General features: G+C 60.4%; 24 protein-coding genes and 2 pseudogenes. 7 read left to right on the top strand and 19 right to left on the bottom strand.

Annotated features, from left to right (window positions below; all coding sequences use genetic code 11):
• The first annotated feature begins 78 nt into the window (after positions 1-78).
• Positions 79-795: a Crp/Fnr family transcriptional regulator gene (locus tag ACFSUD_RS16375; RefSeq protein WP_386375581.1), complete on the top strand. Its 717-nt coding sequence runs from the start codon at positions 79-81 to the stop codon at positions 793-795.
• 252 nt (positions 796-1,047) lie between these two features.
• Here ACFSUD_RS16375 and ACFSUD_RS16380 read toward each other — a convergent pair whose 3' ends face one another.
• Both ACFSUD_RS16380 and ACFSUD_RS16385 read right to left on the bottom strand, forming a co-directional pair.
• Positions 1,048-1,299 carry a DUF6522 family protein gene (locus ACFSUD_RS16380; protein WP_386375582.1) on the bottom strand — a complete coding sequence of 84 codons (252 nt, stop codon included), beginning with the start codon at positions 1,297-1,299 and terminating at the stop codon, positions 1,048-1,050.
• A gap of 67 nt (positions 1,300-1,366) precedes the next feature.
• The gene (locus tag ACFSUD_RS16385; RefSeq protein WP_386375583.1) at positions 1,367-2,368 is read right to left on the bottom strand and encodes a LysR substrate-binding domain-containing protein; all 1,002 of its coding nucleotides are present in this window, start codon (positions 2,366-2,368) and stop codon (positions 1,367-1,369) included.
• A 112-nt stretch (positions 2,369-2,480) separates the two neighbouring features.
• On the opposite strand from ACFSUD_RS16385, the gene ACFSUD_RS16390 reads away from it, so the two are divergent.
• A complete protein-coding gene (locus ACFSUD_RS16390) occupies positions 2,481-3,017 on the top strand; it encodes a DUF6647 family protein (protein ID WP_386375584.1) in 537 nt (178 codons plus the stop codon).
• Positions 3,018-3,319: 302 nt separating this feature from the next.
• Here the strand turns inward: ACFSUD_RS16390 and ACFSUD_RS16395 are convergent, their stop codons facing one another.
• From ACFSUD_RS16395 to ACFSUD_RS16440, 10 genes and pseudogenes are all read right to left on the bottom strand, one after another.
• Positions 3,320-4,345, bottom strand: a complete 1,026-nt coding sequence (locus ACFSUD_RS16395; protein WP_386375585.1) for an IS1595 family transposase — start codon at positions 4,343-4,345, stop codon at positions 3,320-3,322.
• 244 nt (positions 4,346-4,589) lie between these two features.
• A pseudogene (locus tag ACFSUD_RS16400) lies at positions 4,590-4,691 on the bottom strand (transposase); the annotation flags it as partial.
• Between the two features lie 122 nt (positions 4,692-4,813).
• A complete protein-coding gene (locus ACFSUD_RS16405) occupies positions 4,814-5,500 on the bottom strand; it encodes a NapC/NirT family cytochrome c (protein ID WP_386375586.1) in 687 nt (228 codons plus the stop codon).
• Between the two features lies 1 nt (position 5,501).
• Complete coding sequence (locus tag ACFSUD_RS16410) at positions 5,502-5,960, bottom strand: nitrate reductase cytochrome c-type subunit (RefSeq protein ID WP_386375587.1); 459 nt, start codon at positions 5,958-5,960, stop codon at positions 5,502-5,504.
• Complete coding sequence (napA, locus tag ACFSUD_RS16415) at positions 5,960-8,461, bottom strand: periplasmic nitrate reductase subunit alpha (RefSeq protein ID WP_386375588.1); 2,502 nt, start codon at positions 8,459-8,461, stop codon at positions 5,960-5,962. The genes ACFSUD_RS16410 and napA overlap by 1 nt, the downstream gene beginning before the upstream one ends.
• Positions 8,446-8,724: a chaperone NapD gene (locus tag ACFSUD_RS16420; protein ID WP_386375589.1), complete on the bottom strand. Its 279-nt coding sequence runs from the start codon at positions 8,722-8,724 to the stop codon at positions 8,446-8,448. Before ACFSUD_RS16420 ends, napA begins: the two co-directional genes overlap by 16 nt.
• The gene (locus ACFSUD_RS16425; RefSeq protein ID WP_386375590.1) at positions 8,717-9,118 is read right to left on the bottom strand and encodes a ferredoxin-type protein NapF; all 402 of its coding nucleotides are present in this window, start codon (positions 9,116-9,118) and stop codon (positions 8,717-8,719) included. The genes ACFSUD_RS16420 and ACFSUD_RS16425 overlap by 8 nt, the downstream gene beginning before the upstream one ends.
• Positions 9,119-9,212: 94 nt before the next feature.
• Positions 9,213-9,404, bottom strand: a complete 192-nt coding sequence (gene napE, locus ACFSUD_RS16430) for a periplasmic nitrate reductase, NapE protein (RefSeq protein WP_386375591.1) — start codon at positions 9,402-9,404, stop codon at positions 9,213-9,215.
• An 80-nt stretch (positions 9,405-9,484) separates the two neighbouring features.
• On the bottom strand, positions 9,485-9,715 hold the full coding sequence (locus ACFSUD_RS16435) for a hypothetical protein (protein WP_386375592.1): 231 nt from the start codon (positions 9,713-9,715) through the stop codon (positions 9,485-9,487).
• Between the two features lie 64 nt (positions 9,716-9,779).
• On the bottom strand, positions 9,780-10,235 hold the full coding sequence (locus tag ACFSUD_RS16440) for an RrF2 family transcriptional regulator (protein WP_386375593.1): 456 nt from the start codon (positions 10,233-10,235) through the stop codon (positions 9,780-9,782).
• A gap of 82 nt (positions 10,236-10,317) precedes the next feature.
• Here ACFSUD_RS16440 and ACFSUD_RS16445 point away from each other — a divergent pair, with 82 nt between their 5' ends.
• Positions 10,318-10,473 (top strand): hypothetical protein, encoded by a 156-nt coding sequence (locus tag ACFSUD_RS16445; protein WP_386375594.1) that lies wholly within the window; start codon positions 10,318-10,320, stop codon positions 10,471-10,473.
• Complete coding sequence (locus tag ACFSUD_RS16450; RefSeq protein ID WP_386375595.1) at positions 10,470-10,877, top strand: group III truncated hemoglobin; 408 nt, start codon at positions 10,470-10,472, stop codon at positions 10,875-10,877. The genes ACFSUD_RS16445 and ACFSUD_RS16450 overlap by 4 nt, the downstream gene beginning before the upstream one ends.
• Before the next feature lie 9 nt (positions 10,878-10,886).
• Here ACFSUD_RS16450 and ACFSUD_RS16455 read toward each other — a convergent pair whose 3' ends face one another.
• Together ACFSUD_RS16455 and ACFSUD_RS16460 are read right to left on the bottom strand one after the other, a co-directional pair.
• On the bottom strand, positions 10,887-11,672 hold the full coding sequence (locus ACFSUD_RS16455; RefSeq protein ID WP_386375596.1) for an ornithine cyclodeaminase family protein: 786 nt from the start codon (positions 11,670-11,672) through the stop codon (positions 10,887-10,889).
• Positions 11,673-11,682: 10 nt separating this feature from the next.
• Entirely contained in the window at positions 11,683-12,810 is a 1,128-nt protein-coding gene (locus ACFSUD_RS16460; protein ID WP_386375597.1) for a DSD1 family PLP-dependent enzyme, read from the bottom strand.
• A gap of 368 nt (positions 12,811-13,178) precedes the next feature.
• Here ACFSUD_RS16460 and ACFSUD_RS16465 point away from each other — a divergent pair, with 368 nt between their 5' ends.
• From ACFSUD_RS16465 to ACFSUD_RS16475, 3 genes are read left to right on the top strand one after another with little or no spacing between them, the layout of a single operon-like run.
• Positions 13,179-13,448: a hypothetical protein gene (locus ACFSUD_RS16465; protein WP_386375598.1), complete on the top strand. Its 270-nt coding sequence runs from the start codon at positions 13,179-13,181 to the stop codon at positions 13,446-13,448.
• 26 nt (positions 13,449-13,474) lie between these two features.
• Positions 13,475-14,260: a hypothetical protein gene (locus ACFSUD_RS16470; RefSeq protein ID WP_386375599.1), complete on the top strand. Its 786-nt coding sequence runs from the start codon at positions 13,475-13,477 to the stop codon at positions 14,258-14,260.
• The gene (locus ACFSUD_RS16475) at positions 14,257-15,165 is read left to right on the top strand and encodes a hypothetical protein (protein ID WP_386375600.1); all 909 of its coding nucleotides are present in this window, start codon (positions 14,257-14,259) and stop codon (positions 15,163-15,165) included. The genes ACFSUD_RS16470 and ACFSUD_RS16475 overlap by 4 nt, the downstream gene beginning before the upstream one ends.
• Positions 15,166-15,409: 244 nt before the next feature.
• Here ACFSUD_RS16475 and ACFSUD_RS16480 read toward each other — a convergent pair whose 3' ends face one another.
• The 5 genes and pseudogenes from ACFSUD_RS16480 to ACFSUD_RS16500 form a co-directional block, all read right to left on the bottom strand.
• Positions 15,410-16,174, bottom strand: a complete 765-nt coding sequence (locus ACFSUD_RS16480; RefSeq protein WP_386375601.1) for a hypothetical protein — start codon at positions 16,172-16,174, stop codon at positions 15,410-15,412.
• Between the two features lie 281 nt (positions 16,175-16,455).
• Positions 16,456-18,153, bottom strand: coding sequence for a tyrosine-type recombinase/integrase (locus ACFSUD_RS16485; RefSeq protein ID WP_386375602.1), 1,698 nt, complete (start codon positions 18,151-18,153; stop codon positions 16,456-16,458).
• A 483-nt stretch (positions 18,154-18,636) separates the two neighbouring features.
• Positions 18,637-18,852, bottom strand: coding sequence for a helix-turn-helix domain-containing protein (locus ACFSUD_RS16490; protein WP_386375620.1), 216 nt, complete (start codon positions 18,850-18,852; stop codon positions 18,637-18,639).
• A 631-nt stretch (positions 18,853-19,483) separates the two neighbouring features.
• Positions 19,484-19,684 (bottom strand): annotated as a pseudogene (locus ACFSUD_RS16495) (transposase); the annotation flags it as partial.
• Between the two features lie 310 nt (positions 19,685-19,994).
• The gene (locus ACFSUD_RS16500) at positions 19,995-21,023 is read right to left on the bottom strand and encodes an IS110 family transposase (protein ID WP_386375603.1); all 1,029 of its coding nucleotides are present in this window, start codon (positions 21,021-21,023) and stop codon (positions 19,995-19,997) included.
• Positions 21,024-21,109: the final 86 nt, after the last annotated feature.

The raw sequence follows: 21,109 nt of genomic DNA on the forward strand, positions 1-21,109 counted from the left end.
AAGCCCCTGAACCCTTAAGTATAGTTAGATCAATCTTGTGCAACCTTCGGGATCGCCCTGACAAGCGGGATTAACGTCATGAGACTGGAAATTGATAATTCAGACATCCCGGTTCTCTGCCGCGCTTGCGAAGCCCGCCACGGGGGCATTTGCGGTGCGCTCGATCCGGCTGAACTGCTGCGGCTTGGCAAGATGACGAGCCGACAAAGGTATCCGGCGCGCACCATTCTGCTCACCCCCGGAGAACACACCGAATATTGCTCAAACATCCTTAATGGCGTGGTCAAAGTGTCGAAACTGCTACCTGACGGACGCCAGCAGGTGGTCGAGCTGCAATTCGCGCCAGACTTTCTTGGCCACCCCTTTGCCGCGGAAAGCAACGTTTTTATCGAGACCGCATCAGCAGTCGAACTATGTTCCTTCCCGCGCCATATGCTCAAGAGCATGACCGCGGAATCGGCCGCGCTGCAAAACCGTCTGCACCGTCAGGTGCTCCGGCAGCTGGACCAAGCGCGCGACTGGATGATGACGTTGGGCCAAAAGACGGCCGCCGAGAAAGTGGCGTCTTTTCTTATCATGCTGGCGGGCCACCTCCATCCGTCGGAGGCAGATCGCTCGAAGAGCTTCGACCTCACTCTGTCTCGCATGGATATCGCGGATTTTCTTGGTCTGACGACGGAGACCGTAAGCCGCCAGTTAACCGCGCTACGCAAAGCAGGCGTGATCCATATCGACAAAGCACGCCATGTGTCGATTATTAACCCTCAGGGTTTACGGGCGGCTGCCGCGCAATGAGGCGCATAGTTTGTCGGCGCAAGGCGCTGCGGTACATCGGCAAGTTCACACCGGTCAAGGGCCGCATGACGATGCAAGGGTTGCAGCACCCCGCGGAGAGAATAGCCAAGTCGGTCCGCGTCACTTTGCATCGGATTTTATGCAGAGGCGATTATGGCGTCTGACAGAATTCCAGCGTGATCTTCGTCTTCCAGGGCCTCCGCGCGCAGACGGTCGGTAGGCGGATACCTCCAGCGGCCAATCGTGTCGTTATCATTGCCCTGCTGTCGTTTTGCTGCGGCTAATCACAGTGCCATCTTCGGCACAGGTCAGCCTGACGCGGGTGCCGACATAAAAGAACGTCAGCCGAAAACGCCCGGCGTCCTCGTCTTGTCCGGTCTCGTACCGGCTGATGATCTCACCGCGTCGCATTCCCTCATGCACCGCAGCGGGTTCGAGCCCCAGCAGGGGCCCGAGGTCGGCCGCGTCGATCACCGGTTGGCCCTCTTGCATCTGGATTTTCATAACGCCTCCGTCTGGTCGGCCTTGTTCATCATATGGCGGATATGCCTTGCGAAGAAACATTTCCCAATTATCCACGAGAAAAAGCAGGGGACGCGCCAGACTTTCGTGCAACAGCTCGGTCGACGCTGCACCAGAGGACTGATCGCCCTTGGCGGAATCCCTCCGCTGCGTGGGTCCGATGAATTGGCAAGACGCCCTCGGCTTCGGCTTCCGCGCGCAACCAGTGTCGAAATGCGGCGATCCGCGCGTCATCTGCGCGGGGTTCGGGACAGGTGATCGCATAGATCGACATTGGGAGGGTTGTCACGTCGAACAGGCGCTGCAATCGGCCTGAAGCGATGGTGCCCCGGACCACGGCGTCGTAGGCCAGCGATACGCCCTGATGCTGCTCGACCATGGTCGTCGAAAGCTCGCAGTTGGGGTAGGTTGGCCCGGGCGGCAGGTCCGCGCCGGGAATACCCGCCGCGGCGAACCAATCGGGCCAGGCATCGTCCGTCTCGTCGTAGAAAAGCGTGAGGCGCAGCAGGTCCGCCGGGTGGCGCACGTTCTCGCGCTCCCGCAAGGCAGGAGAGATCACGGGGTAGCGTGCCGAGGCCATCAGCGGCTCGACGCGCAGGCCGGGGGTCGGTCGGTCGGACCATTGGATCACGACATCGGCGTCGTTGGTGGCGAAGTCGAGCGACGGCGCGCCGTTCGAGACGCGCAGCCGGATGTCGCGGGCGAACGCGAGCCTCGGCAAGCGGGGGACGAGCCAGCGCGCCGCGAAGCCCGGTGTCGAGAGCACCCGCAGGGTCCGCGGCGCGGCGCGCACGGCCTCGGTTTCTTCGACGAACGCATTCAGCAGGTGGGTCAGCTTTCCGGCATAGGCCTCGCCCGTGAGGGTGAGCGCGATCCGGTTGCCCGACCGCTCGAAGAGCAGCGTGTCCAGGAACCCTTCCAGCGCCTTGATCTGGTGGCTGACCGCCGAGGGGGTCAGGCACAACTCGTCCGCCGCGGCCTTGACCGACATGTGCCGCGCTGTCGCCTCGAAGGCGCGGACGGCTGCGAATGGAGGAAGCTTGCGTCCCATCTTTCTGCCTGAACTGAGCTCACGCGAGCCTGAAAAGCGATCGTTCGGAGCCATGCGGGAACGAGTGTAGCATCGGAACACCAAATCTCAAAATGACCTGCCGGAGGGACCGATGCACCGCTCCCGTCTTGCCGTGGCGCTCGCCATGGCCCTGATAACCCTGTGCCCGACGCTGCCGCGTGCCGAGAACGTAACCCATGCGTCGGCCAGCCAGTGGCAGCACTCGGACAACATGACCACGCTCGTTTCTTCGCTCGACGCCTGGCTCGATGCGCAGACGGACTGGCCACGCCGCGATGCAGACCCGCGCGTCCGCCTCGTCAGCCTTTGGGAGGCTGCGGCGCGCCAGGGTGGGACGGCGAGTTTCCAGCGCGAACGTCTTCGCGGTCTCTACGACCCGGACCGGTCGGAGATCCTACTGGTGCGGCCGTGGAGCCCACGAAAGGCCGAGGATGTGGCGGTGCTGCTGCACGAGCTCACGCATCACCGGCAGGCGCCGCAACACTGGTATTGTCCAGCCGCACAGGAGCTGTCGGCCTACCGGCTGCAAGAGAGATGGCTTTCGGAGCAAAGGCTGTCGCTCGACGTGAACTGGGTGGCCGTCGTGCTCGACTCCGGATGCACCCCGCGGGATATCCATCCCGAGTGAACGACAGGATGGCGCTGCAGAAAACCTGTGACGCGCTGCAACGCAAGGAAGGTGAACGCAGGCGGCGGCGTTTCTGCCATTCTGATCACTTCTCCGGTTCCAGAGTATTTGGGACCTACATCACCTGCATCCCGCTCGGGATGGAGCGGTGCATCGGCTACGCGACGATTCTTCGCTGCGTGCGAGGCGATCACAGACGCCAGCATCGGGCCGTCCGCAAAGAGGCGCGTGCGCTGCACGCACAATATCGCTCCGGGGCGTCGCGTTCAGTTTGGCCCCCAGCGAGCCTTTTCTTGACGGGGTCATGGCCACCGAAGACCCCACGACGGTGTGCGTCTCATCTGGCGGCTGGCGGCTCCGCAGAGCAGGCCTCGCATCTGGTCCACAACCGGGATGGGCCTCCATACGGTCGTGGTCTCGGCAGTTGAGAGGCCCGATGAAGACTTCCGCTTTCGAACTTTGCTCTCCGGGGCCCTGTGGTTCCACCGCCAGATGATCTCGTCCAGGTTTCGCTGTAGGTGCTTTCGTCCCAGACGGTGATACACGCCGATCAGAGCTCGCTGGACGACCGCATTCACGGCCTCCACAGTGTTGATGTGCGCCCCGGTCTTCGTGTTCGCATACTGGCGCTTGTTGTGCTGGATTGTATGGTGGCTGGCAAAAGATGCCCCGATCTTTCCGTAACTTGGGTTCTTGTCGGTGATAAGCGCCGAGGTCGGGTCGATCCAGGCTTCGATGATGGGCTTCATGGTGCGCCCTTGAGCATTCGGGATGAGCACGGCTCGCGCCTGACCGTTTCGCGCCGCAGCAACGAGCGCAATAGGTTTGCCTGTTCCTCGCCCCCGCTTGTTCTTGACCCCATGGCGGAACTTCGGCTTACCGCCGACGAAGACCTCGTCGACCTCGACCCCTCCCGACAGTCGACCGGCAATGCCCTGCCGATCATCTATCATCTCGCGGGTCGCATGGCCAAGCTTCCACGCGGTCTTCTGGTTCACGTCCAGAATGCGCGACATCACGACCGAAGAGATGCCCTTGGAGGAGGTCAGCACGAGGAACATCGCGGCGATCCAGGTCCGAAGATCCAGCTTTGTCGCGTGGAGCGGCGTCCTCGTGATGACGGTGAACTGGCTGCGGCATTCCCTCTCGACGCACTGATACAGGCCGGGGCGCACGGATGCCCCGCGCAGCGGGCGCGAGCTCAGGCTGCCGCAATGTGGACGGAACCGATCATCGCCCCAGATGGCGTTCTCGAGGACGAGCCGCGCGTGACGTTCGGTCGGCATCTTCTTCCAGACATCGCGGACGGACTTCAGTTCGGTGATCATGGAGTCGCGCCGCTTCAGGGGGAACCCAGAAAATTGGCTGATTTCTCCTAACCGGAAGCGACTACGTTATGGCGAAGCCGGGACCTTCGCGAGGCAAGCAGGCTGAGCATTTCCGAAAGCCCTGCTTTTTCTCGTGGATAATAGGGAAACATTTCTTTCGCACGCGATTACAGCGTTCAGGAAGATTGACCCACCAGTGCCAAGCCCCGGCCCGCCACCCATCTTAAGATCAGCGATTAGACGGACTCAACCCGTAGCGACGGCACACTTCGGCCGTCGGCATGCCCGCTCTTGCTCCTTGGATCATCCCGATGATTTGCGCCTCGGTGAAACGGCTCTTCCGCATTCGTCTGCTCCTACAAGTTGGCGCAGACGCTACATCACGGCGAGGGATTTCGCGGGGAGGTCAACTGGCGTTTCTGATCCCGTTCGTTGCGGTGCAAGTGCGACCCGTCTTCCCGATTGAAGCTATCCTTTTATGTCCTGCAGGAAACTCTGGATTTCTTCTTCTTTCGTCAGGCCTGGCTGCGTTTCGCCCTGGAGGTCTTCGTCGACGGTCCAACCGGGTTCAATCCCCGTCATGTTGGGAAGCTCATGGGCGATCCCCTTGTGACAATCAATGCAAGTCCGATCACCAGGCAGCAGATAGGTGGTATGGATTTCGGCGGCGCGGGGGGCTTGGCGCGACAGGTCCATCGCTTCGGCGGCGTGGCAATTGCGACATTCCAAGCTGTCATTCGCCTTCAGCCGCGCCCATTCGCGTTTTGCCATCACGAGCCGGTGTTCGAGAAACTTCTGCCGTGTGTTAATGGTCCTGAATATCTTGCCCCAGACCTCTTTTGATGCCTGCATCTTGCGTGCGATCTTGTCGGTCCATTCATGCGGGACGTGACAGTCCGGGCATCCAGCCCGCACGCCGGAGCGGTTCGAGAAGTGCACCGTGTGCGACAGTTCCTCGAAGACATTGTTGCGCATTTCGTGGCAGGACACGCAAAATTTTTCGGTGTTTGTCACTTCGAGAGCGGTATTGAACCCGCCCCAGAAAACGACGCCGCCAATAAATCCGCCAAGTACCAGGAAGCCAAGGCCGAGCGTGGCGGCCGGTGTCCAAAGAATGCGCCAGAACCAGCGAAACGGTTGCAGAATCCATCGCATGTCATTCACTCCCCGCGCCAGCCGCACCCAGTTCCGACATATCGGTGAAGGTGTTGCCGATGGCGGGGTCGATATCAGCCTGCGGGACATGGCATTGCGTGCAGAAATACCGTCTCGGTGAGACATCCGCGAGCATCTGGGCGTCGCGCGTCATGAAATGCGTGATCGAGATCATCGGCGCGCCGGAGCCCTGTACGTTCTCCCGCCGGTGACAGGACATGCAACGGTTGGCGTTGACGGACAGCTGGTAGCCTTCGATCGAATGCGGGATCACCGGAGGCTGCTCGGGGTAAGCGCGCATCTGCCGCACGTCGTCGGTTACGTAGCGTTCCAGCGGGGCCGCGGGAAGCGATTTCATCGGGTCGGGCTGTGCGCCGGAAAGCTTAGGCACGCCTTGTGCCCCTGCAAGTCCGGCGCAGAGACCGGCTGTAGCAAGCGTCACGTAAAGAAGCTGTCTCATCACACCGCCTCCACGCGCACCGCGCATTTCTTGAAATCCGTCTGTTTCGAGATCGGGTCGGTGGCGTCCAGCGTGACCTTGTTGATCAGCTGGCTGGCATCGAACCACGGCACGAAGATCACGCCGGGCGGCATCCGGTTGCGACCCCGGGTTTCCACGCGTGAGCGGATCTCGCCCCGACGCGAAATGACCCGCACCTCCATCCCCTGGTTCAAACCGCGCTCGCGTGCGTCGATGGCGTTCATGAAGACCTTGGCGCCGGGGAAAGCCTTGTAAAGCTCGGGCACGCGCATGGTCATCGATCCGGAATGCCAGTGTTCCAGTACCCGCCCGGTCACCAGCCACATGTTGTATTCGTCGTCCGGGCTTTCGGCGGGCGGCTCGTAAGGAACCGAGAGGATCACGGCGCGACCGTCAGGCCGTCCGTAGAACTCCACGTCGCTGCCCGGCTTCACGTAAGGGTCATAGCCCTCCCGGAACCGCCACCTCGTTTCCCGTCCGTCGACGACGGGCCAGCGAAGCCCGCGCACTTCGTGATAGACATCGTAGGGCGCGAGGTCGTGGCCATGACCGCGTCCGAACTGCGCATATTCCTCGAACAGGCCTTTCTGGATGTAGAAGCCGAAGGCCTCCGCCTCGCGGTTCTCGTATTCCGCGTCGATGTCCTCCAACGGATAGACGTCCACATTGCCATTGGCAAAGCAAACGTCGAACAGCGTCTTGCCCTTGTACTCGGGATGCGCGTCGAGGATCAACGCGGGCCAGATCTCATCGGTGGTGAAGCGCTTGGAAAACTCCACCAACTGCCAGAGGTCAGACCGCGCCTCGCCCGGCGCATCGACAAGCTGGTGCCAGGTGTGGGTGCGGCGCTCGGCATTGCCGTAGGCGCCTTCCTTCTCGACCCACATCGCCGCGGGCAGGATGATATCGGCTGCCAGCGTCGTCACCGTGGGATAGGCGTCGGACACCACGATCATGTTGTCGGGGTTGCGATAGCCCTGATAGGTCTCGTTCTGCGTGTTGGGCGCGGCCTGCAGGTTGTTGTTCACCTGCACCCAATAGAAATTCAGCACCCCATCCTTGAGCTTCCGGTCCTGCAACACCGCGTGGAAGCCCGGTTTGGTGTTGAGCAGACCATGGGGCAGTTTCCAGATCTCTTCGGCGTGATGCACATGTTCGGGGTTCGTCACCACCATATCGGCGGGCAGCCGATGGGCAAAGGTACCGACCTCGCGCGCAGTGCCGCAGGCCGAGGGTTGCCCGGTCAGCGAGAAGGGCGAATTCCCGGGCTCCGAGATTTTCCCGGTCAGCAGGTGGATGTTGTAGACAAGCTGGTTGGCCCAGACGCCGCGCACATGTTGGTTGAAGCCCATGGTCCAAAGCGACATCACCTTTTTGTCGGGGTCGGCATAGATCTCGGCCAGTTCCTCGAGGAACCCCGGCTCAACGCCCGCCAACTCGCTGACGTAGTCCAGCGTGTAGGTCGAGACGTGCTCCTTGTAAGCCTCGAAATCGCTGTTCGTCATCAGGCCAGGATTGCCCGCGCCGGTGGCCGCCATCTCAAGCTCGTGTTCGGGACGCAGACCGTAGCCGATATCGGTCGCGCCAGTCTTGAAGGTCGTATGCTTGCCGACGAAATCCTCGTTCACACGGCCTGTCTGGATGATGTGGTTGGCGATGTAGTTCAGGATCGCCAGATCGGTGCCTGGCTTGAACACGATAGGAATGTCGGCCAGATCCATCGAGCGGTGGGTAAAGGTGGACAGTACAGCGCATTTCACCCCGGGCGTGCCCAGCCGCCGGTCGGCCAGCCGCGTCCACAGGATCGGGTGCATCTCGGCCATGTTGGAGCCCCAGAGCACGAAGGCGTCGGCATGCTCGAAGTCGTCGTAGCAGCCCATCGGCTCATCGATGCCGAAGGTGCGCATGAAGGCCACGGCGGCCGAGGCCATGCAGTGCCGCGCATTGGGATCGAGGTTGTTCGAACGGAAGCCGACGCGCATCAGCTTGGTTGCGGCATAGCCCTCCATCACCGTCCATTGGCCGGAACCGAACATGCCGATGCTTTCGGGGCCCTTCTCCTTCAAGACCTTCTTGACCCGCTCGGCCATGACGTCAAAGGCCTCGTCCCAACTGACCGGCTCGAACTCGCCGTTCTTGTCGAACCGCCCGCCGGATTTGCGCATCAAAGGCGTGGTCAGCCGGTCCTCGCCGTACATGATCTTGGACAGGAAATAGCCCTTCACACAGTTCAGCCCGCGATTGACTTCGTGCTGCATATCGCCGTGGGTGGCCACCACCTTGCCTTCCTTGACGCCGACCATGACGCCGCACCCGGTACCGCAGAAGCGGCACGGCGCCTTGGACCACTTGATCTTGAGCGCCTCGACCCCGCCTTCCACCGGTTGCGCCCGCGCATCCTGCGAGATACCTGCGGCACTCGCGGCCAACGCGGCGGCCTGCGCCTTGAGCAATTGTCTGCGATTCAGGTCGAGTGGCATGGGGGCTCCTCCCTTTCATCAGGCTCTTCGGCGTGCTCGAACACCATATTGGCGACGAGCACGCCGGGCATCAGGTTGATCTCGGTCAGCCGGTCACCCAGGTGTCCGGTACTGTGTCCTTCGATGGTGATGATCAGGCGCGAGTCATCGCCGCCATGAACCTCTACGCCCTCAAGCGTCTCTACGCGCGCACGTACCGCCTCCCGGTCGTTAGGCGCGACGCTCACCACTGCGGACGAAACGTGCCAGCGGTCCTCAGCCATCCTCGGGCTCCTTCTCGATAGGGCGGATTGCCTCCGCAGGACAGACCGACACGCAGGCCGCGCAGCCCGTGCATCGAGCGGCATCCAGCGAAGGCAGAAAGGGCACCCCGATCCGGGGTTGCATCAAAATCGCATCCTCGGGACAGGCGTCACGGCATGTCATGCAGGTGACTCCGGCCTGCGCGAGGCAGTCCCCGGAGATCTCCATCACGTGCGACATCGTCTTTTGTTCGCCGAAGACAGCCTCCGGACAAGCATCGGCGCAGCTTCCGCAGAAGGTGCATTCGCCAGCGGTCGTATCCAGAGCCACACCATCGGGTGCGAGCCTGACCACCTGCTCGGGACAGGCCGCGACGCATTTCTCGCATTGCGTACAGGCGCTGAGAGTTTCCAAAGAGACGCCTGGAGGCCGGGGCCGGAACGGCAGTGGCCGGGGGCTGCCACGAAGAAGGTCGCGGCGGGAAATCTCCTGGCGGGCCGACAAGTCGCTAATGCCCCGGCGGGCCCGGAGGTCCGGCAATGATCTGATACATCCATACGAGGAAGCCATAGCCGCCGACGACGCCGACGGCCGCAACGGGCCAGACTCCGAAAGCCAATAGCAGAAAGTAGCCCAATTCCTTGCGCCGTGTTTGTTCGCGCGCGGGTGGCGTGGGTTCGGAGGCTGGACTATTCGCCAATTCGACCTCTCCTCGCTAATGACGAGAGGGCAATCTCTCGCAATCCGATAACCGGAGCGTAACAAAGCCCGAACAGCATTTCAATTGAAGCGGTTCCCCCTTAAGGCGCCGAGCGGATTGTCGTGGTCTCCGACAATGGCATCGTCGATGCGATGCGGCTTTACTTCGGCGCGACGCACAATGCCGTCGAGGGCGCGGGGGCGGCGCCCTTTGCCGCCTTGATGCAATAGAAAGAGCCGATAACAGCCCGCCGCGTCGGCTTGGTCGCCAGCATTGTTCTGGTCGCCCCAGATCTGAAGTCTGTCGATCAACTTACGTTAAGTAAGATATGGAGTTGCCCCCAATCCGTGCGTCCAGGCGGTATTAACCGGGGATTTATGGTATTACATCAATTTCCGACGCTTCATTGCCCAACAAAGCGGTTAGATCGTTTTGCTGCCCCATGACATCCGCTACGCTGAAGCTGTCTAATGTAGCGAAAAAGGCTTCTTGCGCTTCGGCCAAGGGGCCTCGCAGCCCGCACACAGGCAAGATAAGACAGGTTTTGTTGCCACCAAAGCATTCTGCCACCGGCGCCTCTCTTTTTAATGCGCGAAGAACCGCACCGATGCTGATCGTCTCGGCTGGTTGGCGAAGCGTAAGCCCACCGTTGCGACCGCGTTCCGAGCGTACAAATCCTTCTCGCGCCAGCTGCGTGGCAATCTTCGATAGGTGGTTTTCCGATATGCGGAAGAGCGCGGCGATTTCAGAGGTTGCCACACGGTCAGGTGCCCTCACCGCGAGAGTGATGAGGATGCGCAGGGCATAGTCGGAAAACTTGTCGAGTTGCATAAGATATATATTTAGCATTTGCATTGCGCATTTAGAAGGGGCTACATATTGCGCATGCAAAATGCCCATTATGGAGGTTAACATGACGTTGTCAGAAGCATTCCTATGGCCCGGTACGAAAGTCTGCGAACGGCTTGGGATTGATCCGGAGGGCGAAGCGGGCCTGATCCGTTGGATGGTCAATACGCTCGTTTACTTGATCCTGAGCCTCATCTTCGTCTGGATCTTCGCGGTATGACAATGCCGCCCCGCGTTGCGGTGACCGAAGCACAGATTGATCGCGTGGTTTCACGGTTCTACACAGCCGTACGTCAGGAGCCGACCTTAGGCCCGATATTTGCATCTCATGTGTCCGATTGGCCCACACATGAGGAGAAGATTGGGCGCTTCTGGCGCAATGCCTTGTTATTTCGTCGATGCTATGACGGAAATCCGATGCAAATCCATAGCGCCGCGGGCAATGTACAGGCGGACCATTTCCCGATCTGGCTGACCCTGTTTGACGGGATATTGCATCAAGAACTGCCACCGGACCTCGCTCAAAGCTGGTCCGCGCTTGCGCACCGAATTGGACGCGGTCTGAGTTATGGTCTTACCCCCAAGGATCTCGTTAACGATATCCCGCGATTGTCGCTGCGCTAAGTGCAATTTCTAAGCCACTTTGAGCCCAATTTTGTCATGCTGGAATTCGCCGATGCGCATCGACTGTTCCGGGAGATCGCAGAAGAGACGGGCGCCTGGGAAGAGGTCGCTGGGGAGTTCCTGTTTGCCCTCGGAATCCGATCCCATGGAGGAGATGTGCGTTCCCGGACGGACCCATTCAGCCTCGAAGAGCGGTTCGGTGGCCGTTGTCGCGGTGACGATGATGTCCGCGGCCCGGACAGCTGTTTCCGCCGCTGCGGCCTCGACCGGCAACCCCGAGCTGCGCAACCGCTCGACGAAAACTTCGGTGCGGGAGGGGTCTCTGCCGACCACCAGCAGGCGGGACAGCTTTCGGACGCGCGCGACAGCCTGCGCCTCGTAGGCGGCCTGATGGCCGGTTCCGAACAGGGTCAGGACTTCGGCATCCGGGCGCGCCAGGGCATCACTTGCCACCGCATCCGCCGCGGCGGTGCGGAAGCAGTTGACGGCTGAGCCTTCAACCAATGCACCGATGCGTCCGGTGTTCTGATCGATCAGCAGGATGGTCGAGGCATGGCGCGGCAGACCGCGGGCATCGTTCGTCGGGAAGTAAGCGCCGACCTTCAGCCCGGCCAGTTCTGCACCCGATGCCGATTTGACGGTGAAACGGTTCTGCGGATCGCTGCCGTGCGCAATCACCACCGGGAAACTCGCAGCACCCGGCGCGACGGCGGCGATGAAGGCGTCGCGCACCGCCTCGAAGGCAAGTTCTGGCGTGACGATGGCGGAGGACTGCGCTTCGGTGATCAGGATCATGTCTTTCTCCTTACCAGCCGCCGAAACGGGGCCAGGTCTGCATGGCGCCGTCGTCCTGTGGCAGCACGTTGTAGCGCTCATGTTGCGCGGCGGTGGCGCAGGCGTGGTTGGGCAGGATGCGCAGGCGCGTGCCCACGGGCAGGTCCGGCATCGGCCCATCCGCGCCGGGGCGCAGCGAAACGATCCCGTGCTCCTGATTGGCGCTGCTCACGATCAGATCGGACAGGACGCGGCCGTTCTCGTCGCAGACCAGACCATAGCCCTGATCCACGTCCTGCGCCGCCGTCCCGCGGTCGCGCGACAGGGCCATCCAGCCAGCGTCGATCATCGTCCAGCCCTTGGTCGGCTGATGCCCGATCACGGTCGTCAGCACGCTGAGCGCGATGTCATCCACGGTGCAGACGTCGATCCCCGCCATCACAAGGTCGAAGAACATGTAGACCCCGGCCCGCAGCTCCGTCACCCCGGTCAGGTCGCGCGCGGCATGGGCGGTCGGCGTGGACCCGACGCTCACGACCGGGCATGGCAGACCGGCATCACGCAGACTCTCCGCCGCGGCGACCACAGCCTTGCGCTCCTGTTCGGCGAACTCGGCATGGGAAGAGGGACCGCGCACCGAATAGCTTTCGCCCGCATGGGTCATCACACCGCGCAGGCACCCACTGTCGTGCAGGATGCGTCCGATCCGGATCAGTGCCGGGTCATCGGGCCGAAGCCCGCCGCGATGGCCATCGCTGTCGATCTCGATCAGCGCAGGCACGTCCGCCTGCGCCACGGCCTGCGCCTGCGCCTCGCTATCCAGGATCACCACGAGATCGCAGCCGCGGGCCCGCAGCGACTGCACGCGGCCCAGCTTCTGTGGCGCGATCCCGACAGCGTAGAGAATATCGTCGTGCCCTGCATCGTGGAACACCTCTGCCTCGGCCAGGGTCGAAACCGTGATCGGGCCGGGCACACCGCCCGTCAGTCGGCGGATAGCCTCGACCGACTTCGCCGTTTTCGCATGCGGGCGTAGCGAAACGCCCAGTCTCTCTGCATGCTCGGCCAGTCGTGCAATGTTTCTCATCATCCGCGTCTCGTCCAGCAACAGCGCGGGTGTGGGCAGAGCATCAAGGCTCGAAAGGTCAGGCGTCATCATCAGGCAATCCTCCAGCAGTGCCGGAGTGTTAGCACCCAAAGCATTCGCAGCATATTCCCTTTACATGACCCTGCCCGCGGTTTCGCAGCGGCTGACGCTGCTGGAAACCCGCCTGCGTTTGCGACTCACCGAGCGCGGTCGCGGACAGCAATAGCTCCCGTGTGGACGACTACACCCACAAGCAGGGCATCGAGGAGAAGCCGCCGAGCTGATCGGGCCTACCCATGACACGATCACAACCCTGCAGCGTTGCTGCGAGCAGCACTGCAAGAAGGCGTATTAAACATCACAATATTGCTGTGTAATTTTTTTCTTGATTAGAGATTTATGATAGTGCAATATTTCCACATTGCACAAAGGAGATTCCCATGCGGATGACATTCCACGCCACCGAACGACGCACACAGCGCAACTTGCCGCTGGATATCCTCCGGCTCATCCAGTCCTACGGAGAGCCGGTGCATTCACGGGGCGCACTCTCATTGATGCTGGATGACGCGACAATTGACCTGATCGCGGAAGGCGATCTGCGTCGCCGCCAGTCTCTCAGCCGCTACCGGGGAGCGTATCTTGTCGAATCCTGCAACGGCACCGTCATCACAGCCGCGCGGCGCAGTCGGCGCCATCGCCGCCACTAATCCAACCCCTACGGAGTTCCGAAACCTTGGAACAAGATCTTTCCCTCGCCGTAACCCATCTCGGTCGTATTTCTGGTGCACTCGCTGCCAATTTGCTGGACAGCCGAACCATGACCATCGCTCAAGACGGTGTCCTTAGGGTCGCTTATGCGCCCTTCGACTATATCGCTCGCAACGCCAAGGTTGTGATCGTGGGCATCACGCCAGGCCGGGTACAGGCAACGAATGCCCTATCAGCCGCTCAAAGCGCTCTGGAAAAAGGAAAATCTGTCCCCGAATCCCTTGCCGAGGCCAAGTTGACCGGCAGCTTCAGCGGCCCCCTCAGAGCAAACCTCGTGGCGATGCTGGATTCAGTCGGCGTGGCAGAGCATCTGGGCGTCCAGACCACGGCCGACATTTTCCGCCCTGGCTCACAGGATGTACACTTCACGTCTGCCTTGCGTTACCCGGTCTTCGTGGATGGTAAGAACTACAACGGCACCCCGGACCTGCTCAAGACGCCGCTCCTGCGCAAAATGGTCGAGACTCATCTGGCCGAAGAAGCCCAGATGCTGCCCGACGCGCTTTGGCTTCCTCTTGGGCCGCGTCCCGAAGCGGCTTTGCGGCATCTTGCAGGACAAGGACTGCTCGACCGAAAGAGAATTTTAAGCGGACTGCCGCATCCCAGCGGAGCAAATGCTGAGCGCATTGCCGTGTTCTTAGGACGAAAGTCACCCGAACTCGCTTCGCGGCAGACAAACCCTGCCAAACTGCTGAGCGCATTCAATGCGATTGTTGCGCAGATCGCCGCATTGAAAGGAGCTTCGGCATGAACCAGGCAATGAACATTCCGAACGACTGGTCCGAGATCGAGGTACAAGTTCGTGACGCGATCATCGCGATGGCATCAATCCTCCAGACCTTCGGCCCGCAGGACGACGGCGCAACCGTCGCCGCATTTCTCGGCCAGCCGGTCGAGATCGCCGAACAAAGCTACATGAGCGCAGAAGAGATCAAAAGTATTGATATCACCCGGCATGCCCTTCATGGCCACGCACGCGCAGCTTGGTGCTATGCTTACCAACTCGACGGATGGGAAGATTTCACTCCCGAACATGGGCACGAGATAAGTTGTGGCTTGCTCAGTGGCGGCTACGCACTGACGGACAGTGAAGGCGAGCCGACCGGCCTCGATTTCAGGAATGATTCACCCCTCCGACGAGTCTTTGAGACGGCCTTCGCTCGCTGGTACTGGACGGAATACGACAGCGACCTGACTGTCCGGCAATTGTCCCTGCTGTCGAACATGGCGGAAACGACCGTGCGCTCTTCCCTCAGTAAGGAGGGGTTCAAGCTGGCCTCCCCGAATATCGTGGACAACGGGTCATCCTACACGCTTTCGGCCAACGATGCCCTGCAATGGCTCAGCCGCCGTCGTGGTTTCATTCCGAATGCTGCCGGTCCATCCCCTGACCGCCATCATATCGCGATCCGCGAGACGCTTGCTGATTTGTCCATTCCGTTCCCGATCGCCGTAAAGCGATCAGCCGAGCTTGCCGGTCTCTCGGGCACGAACGGATCAGGGATAGACCCAGAGTGGTATGCCGGACTGATCGACGGACGCGCGGTTGCTCCTGATGTGAAACTCCTAGTCGCTCTGGCGGGCGCACTTGATGTTCCACGCGCTGACTTCGCCGCACGGGGAGTGCAGCATCTTCTGGAGATCGACATGGGCTAAGACACCGCAGAGGCAAGAAGAGAAGGGCGTTCCTTGGCACTCCTTCCTCCATCAGGCGCCCGCTCTACCTTTGACTTTCATCGTCATGTCAGCAGTCAAATAGCAAATTATCCCTTATACAGCACTGTCAGCATCGGTTGCCACACGGCGGATGACGGGATCAACAGCGCGACGGTCAGCAGCGTTGACATCCTCCTCAATCGAGGCATCGTTTCGAATACCGCGCGTAGGTCGCTGCCCACATTTACTCATACTCGCCTAACAAGTCATTCAGCATCGCCGAGTAATCGCGACCAGCTTCGATGGTCCCGGCCTGAATATAGTGCTTCTCAGCCGTTCCATGGCTCGACTGTGCAAGGAGCGGACGGATCAGTCGGGCATTTTCCGGCGACCGGCGCGACAGACTTGTCGCTGCCGCATCCCGAAACAAATGGGGGTAGATCCGAATGCCGAGCTGCCGCTCGGTGATGTCGGCAATGCGCGTGCCGAGATAATTCAATGCGTAAGGTCGGCCCCGGTCACTGACCCAGAGGAAATCATGCGCAGCACCACCCCGGTGGAGAAGCCAAGGGCGCACCATCGTGATGTAGTGACGAAGCGTCGCTGACAAGATTGGGGGAACACGTACCTCCCAAGGGTGTCCGTTTTTGGTCATGTCGCCGGTTAGCACGATATGAATATCGGAACCGATCACCATCACAGACCGTCCCAATTGCAAATGACCAAAGGACCCCCGACGCATTGGCAACAAAGAGAGAAAGGCGAGCATGGTGCCGTCGCGAAACCGCTTGACATCGCTTAGGGAGTGAGGAGGATCCTGCGAAGCAGGACCGGCAAGCTCCAGCCCCGCGCGCAGCAGTACAGCGCTGTCGAGCACACGCCCATTCTTGCGGTCAGAGGTGCTTAAAGATGCCGCCCGGCGCAGGCTGCGCCCCAACTGCATTTGTCGTGACCAGTCCTGATCCGGAGCGGCGACCTTCAATATTCGAACTGTGGCATTGATGAACATTTCCCGACTTGCTGTGCTGGTATGCGCGAGAGACTTTGCCCAGTCGAATAGGCGCTCTGCAGTTGCTCTGGGTGCCGGAGCGAGAGCCAACGTAGCGGGCTGGGTCCGATGGAGCCATTCCAGCCAGCGCCCATAGTGCAGACACAGGGACTTCTGGGTCACAGGCCTTAATTGTGAGAGCTTACCACGGTCATCCAGAGGGCCTCCCGGCAGCAACAGGCTGCGCCACATCTTCTGATCTGCCATTGGCCATTGGTCAAACGGCATGTTCACAGGACGGGTCATGAACCTCTGACCCCATCGATAACTTCGGCAAACAGACGCGTGGCCGTATCTGCCTCGAAATCGGCGTAGAGAGCCAGGGTCTGGCTGACGGCGGCATGACCCAGCAGGCGGCGTGCGGCTTCGTAAGCGCCCGGGTTTCGGTCGAGCCACAGCATCGCAGCCATATGGCGAAACAAATGCGCATTCATATCGATGCCGATCTCCTTGCGAAGGCACTTTTTGATCCGCTCTCCGAGATGTCGAGGCGACATCGGTCCGCTGCCATCCCGTTTTGGAAAAAGCCAGCGGGAGCGGGCGGTGCAGAGCGCTGGCGAGCGAGATGCCAGGTGGCGGTCGATCATGTGAATGACGTGCGAGGGGAGTTCAAACTCAATGCCTCGCCCGTTCTTGACCTCCGAACCCGCGAACGACAGAAAAACGCGCCCATTTCCGGTGCGTTGCAGTTGCTGCTCGATATCAATGGCTGAGAGGTTGCCGATGCGGACCGGACAATATTGCAGGATGGCTATCGCAATCCCGATTTCCTGATCAAGAAGTGTTTGTCGGGTATGGAGCTTGGGCTGAATTGTGGTGCAGAGTTTGTCCGGTAGCGCGTACAACCGTTGTAGCGTGGCCTTGTCTCGAAGCGGGCGCAGGCGGGCTCGGTTCTTCTCGGTCATGCCCTTCTGTGGCGGCATCTGCAGTTGGTCGGTGAGGCGGGTGAGCGCGGTAAGGTCCTCCTCGGAGACGCGGACATAGCGGCGCGCCAGACCGCTCAAAATTCCTGCTATATGCTCAAGGTTGCGGGTGACCGTCTGCCCGCTGCTTTCCAGCATCAGGCGAAAGCCACGCTCTGCGTTTATGGGTTGTACGAGATAGGCGAGGTCAACGATGTCGGCGGGCGGTGTGCCATGGCGGACCAATTGTGACGCGAACCGGATAAGGTTTTTGCGATAGGATTCGACAGTCGACGGCCGCAAGGGTGACGTTCGGGCCAAAGGGTCGAATGGGTCGGGCGCCTCGAGGCACTGCCCGTAATGGGCGAGGTCATCTTGGAAGCTCTTCGGAAAATCTGTTATGACCAAGCTGATCCGTTTCGACCGGATTGGTAGCGTCAGTAAGTTGGGCGGCCACGCCGGAAATTTTCTCACTGCCCTGTTCCAGCTGGTGATTGCGCTACGATAGGCACCGTCCGGAGATTTGCGGATCTCGTTTAGTTCTACGGCTGCGAGAAACGCGGATGCGTGGGCATCGCAGACCATGTCAGGTGCTATTGAATGGCGGCTCAGGAAATAGACGAACCGTGACAATGCGAACTTCAGGCCGGGATCGTCGGAGCTCAGGATCATTTTCCAGAGAGCCTGCCACTCAGGCGAAAGATCACTGAACCGGTTCTTGCGGGTTTCGACGATTTTGCAGCATACCAAGGCCGCGCGCGCGTCACTGTGCGCATTGCTCCATGATTTGGGGCGCAATCCCAAAGACGCAGGTTGAACCTGTTCGAGGCGTGGCTGCAGCCATTTAATGTCGGCGGGTATGGTGTTGGGAGAACGGTTCAGCGCCTTGGCGACACGCCGCAAGCCGGAGACCATGTCGCGGCGGCGGGTGCAGGAGAGGGTGGGGTCTGCGCCTACGGCGTCGATGACATCTGAAAAATACGGGGTGCCGATCCTGACGAATGCTGTGTCCGGATCGAAGTTTCCAATCTTGTTCATCGGGTGGTGCTCCTTGTGACTGCAGGTGTCTCGGGTGGACAGGAAAGGACAAAAGGTCAAATTCGGGAAAACAATAGCACAAGATATTGAGAATCTTTGCCGGTACTGTCTTCCCGAAAGATCGTTAACTTGTTGACTTTAATGGACATTGAGTGACCTATGCGGTCTCGCGCGCAGCGCCTTGCGATAGCGCTCGCGGGCTTCCGGATGGACGCCCAAACGGCAATTCTCCACTCTGATCCACCGAAGAATTTTCCCCGGCGACCTTCCGGCGGCGTAACGCCCGGCAAGCGGATGTAGGGAGAAATTATAAGCGCTCCTCTGGGTGTAAGCAGAAGATCTGCTCGAGCGATCGCGCTGAAAACAAGTCGAGAGGCAACCCCCTTCAGACCCGCGATCACTATCCGTCCGTCTGCATTGTGAGTCCCTTTCGGGGAGGCCCTCTTCCCGAGGAAGCGCGATCCAACTGATACTATTGTACATTTATGGACTACACGCTCTGTCGCCCCAGCGATGGCGATAGGCCGCGTGGTCTGCCGGATGGATGCGGATGAGCCGACCGGCCGGTCCTATACTCACAACTTTCAGCAACCCGGCAGCGATCGCGCGCCTGACAGTTTTCTCCGAGCACCCATCGAGGGCTGCGACCTGCTTTACTGTCAGCAGGGTTTCGGCAGGGGCTGGTGTTTTCGGCATCATTGTTCCTTCACGTTTCACAAAGCTGCCTGCCTCTGACGCAAAGGCAGAGCCCGCTCTTACCCCCGGAACGCGGGAGCTTATGGAGAATGGAAACAAAACGGGATCAGATCCGGGCCCGTTCGGGCGGGCATCCGAGACTGAAACTGGCTAAATCGAACGCGCCCTATGTCGTGGCAAACAACGTACCGAACTAATACCTTTACTTCACTCGATTCTCAAGTATCTGATAAAATTAGCAAATCTGCCAATTCCTCCACCGAAAACATTCAATAATTTCGGCAAAACTGCTCCGCTATTCGCAGTTCTGCCAATTCGGTGGTGATCCAAGCTGACCTGACCCTGCCTCGCGCGTCCTGCAATCCGTTCTGCGAACGCACGAGCAGATGCAGGACAGCGCCGCGACCGATGGGGTCGGCGGCCGCGCCGCTCACCGTTTCCTCAGCTAAGCCGTCTCAGTGATGACGCTGTCTCCGGTGCTGCTACCCAGTCGCTTGGATGCCTACAGCCGCAGGCCTCTCTCAGCACCCCCGTATTTGTGAATCATGTTCCTCAAACCGCGTTGAGGGCCGACTAATTCAGCAACCTGTTAGGGAGCGGTTGATCGGGCCGATGTCGGACGCAGCCCGTGACTCCGGCAATTGGCGTTCTCATCCTCGAGCGCCTTCAGCCTGGCCGCCTCAGACACTTCCATGCCGCCATACGTGGACTTGAGTTTGTAGAACGTCGCCGTGCTGAGCCCATGCCTGCGGCACACCTCGGCCGTCGGCATGCCCGCCTCTTGCTCCTTGATCATCCCGATGATTTGCGCCTCGGTGAAACGGCTCTTTCGCATTCGTCTGCTCCTTCAGTGTTGGCGCAGACTCTACATTACGATGAGGGATTTCGCGGGGGGCATGTATGAACTGCCTTCCCCTGCAAGCGATTTTTCGATGCACCTTTAACCCTGCTTCTATGTATTCGGCCTGTTCGCGGGGCGTACATGCGCCCCTGACCAAGATGGGAAGTCGCGCGGCTTGCGTCTCATTAGGTCATCGGCACTCTTAGGCCATGCCCCCCGCCAGACTTGCACTCCGCCGATCAGGTCGTTGGTCCATCTCCTTTTCGCCCGCAGATTTCTATGCTTCCGTCTCCACTCGAGTCAGTCACGCGGCCACGAGAGCACTCGGTCGGTAGCGTTCGCCTTTGGTCAGCACCGCCCAGGCAATGCGCGCCAGTTTGTTCGCCATGGCGACGCCGGCAACGTTGGCATGCGCTCTTGCCTTCAGCGCATCGACCCATCGTGCCAACGGCGTCGACCTGTCACGGACAAGATGCAGGACGGTCCGCGCACCATGGATGAACAGCTTTCGCAAATAGCTGTTGCCATGCTTGGAAATGCCGATGAGGCGCGCCTTGCCGCCAGTCGTGATTTGTCTAGGCACCAACCCAAGCCAGGCGGACAGGTCCCGCGCCCGGTGAAAACTGCTCCCATCGCCGATAGCGGCGACGAGCGCGGTGGCGATGGTGGGGCCAACGCCGGGGATCTCCATCAACCGCCGCATATCCGCGTCTTGGCGCGCATGGGTCCGGATCTCGGCATCGAGACCGGCAATGCGTTCGTTTACCTCGGCCAGTTCGGCGGCCATGTCGGACAGGATTCGGATCATTCCTGGCATCAGGGAGGAGACGTCATCTTCCAGCAGCCGCCTCAGTTCACGTTGAAAGACATGTCGGCCGGTGCCAATGCGAATACCTCGCTCCATCAGGAAGCCACGAGCCTGGTTGACCAGGCGGGTCCGGTTGTGAACAAGGCGCTCCCGTGCCCGGTGCAATGCCTGAAGATCGAGTTGCTCCGGCCGCTTCAAAGTCACGAAGGACATGGTGGGGCGCGTTGCGGCCTCCGCGATGGCTTCGGCGTCTCGGTCGTCGGTCTTGTGGATCTTCACGTAGGGCCGGACATACAGGGGCGACATCAAGCGCGGGTCGTGGCCCTGCTCGACACAGAAATGACCAAGGTGATGGGCCCCTCCGCAAGCCTCCATTGCCACGATGCAAGGTGGGAGCACCGACAAGAAAGCCTGGAGCCGATGTCGTTGAACACGTTTACGCAGGACAACCGCGCCACCCCTATCAAGCCCCGCAACGCTGCAGGTCGTCTTCCCCAGATCAATGCCAAGTACTGCGATCTCCATCGGAATGCTCCTCTCTCTCCGCTGTTTCCACAACAATAGCTGCGGTGTTGGCGGGAAGGCAGTTCATCCCATTAGGTCAAACTTTC

The sequence above is a fragment of the Sulfitobacter aestuarii genome, from assembly GCF_042685005.1.
GTDB lineage: Bacteria > Pseudomonadota > Alphaproteobacteria > Rhodobacterales > Rhodobacteraceae > Sulfitobacter > Sulfitobacter aestuarii.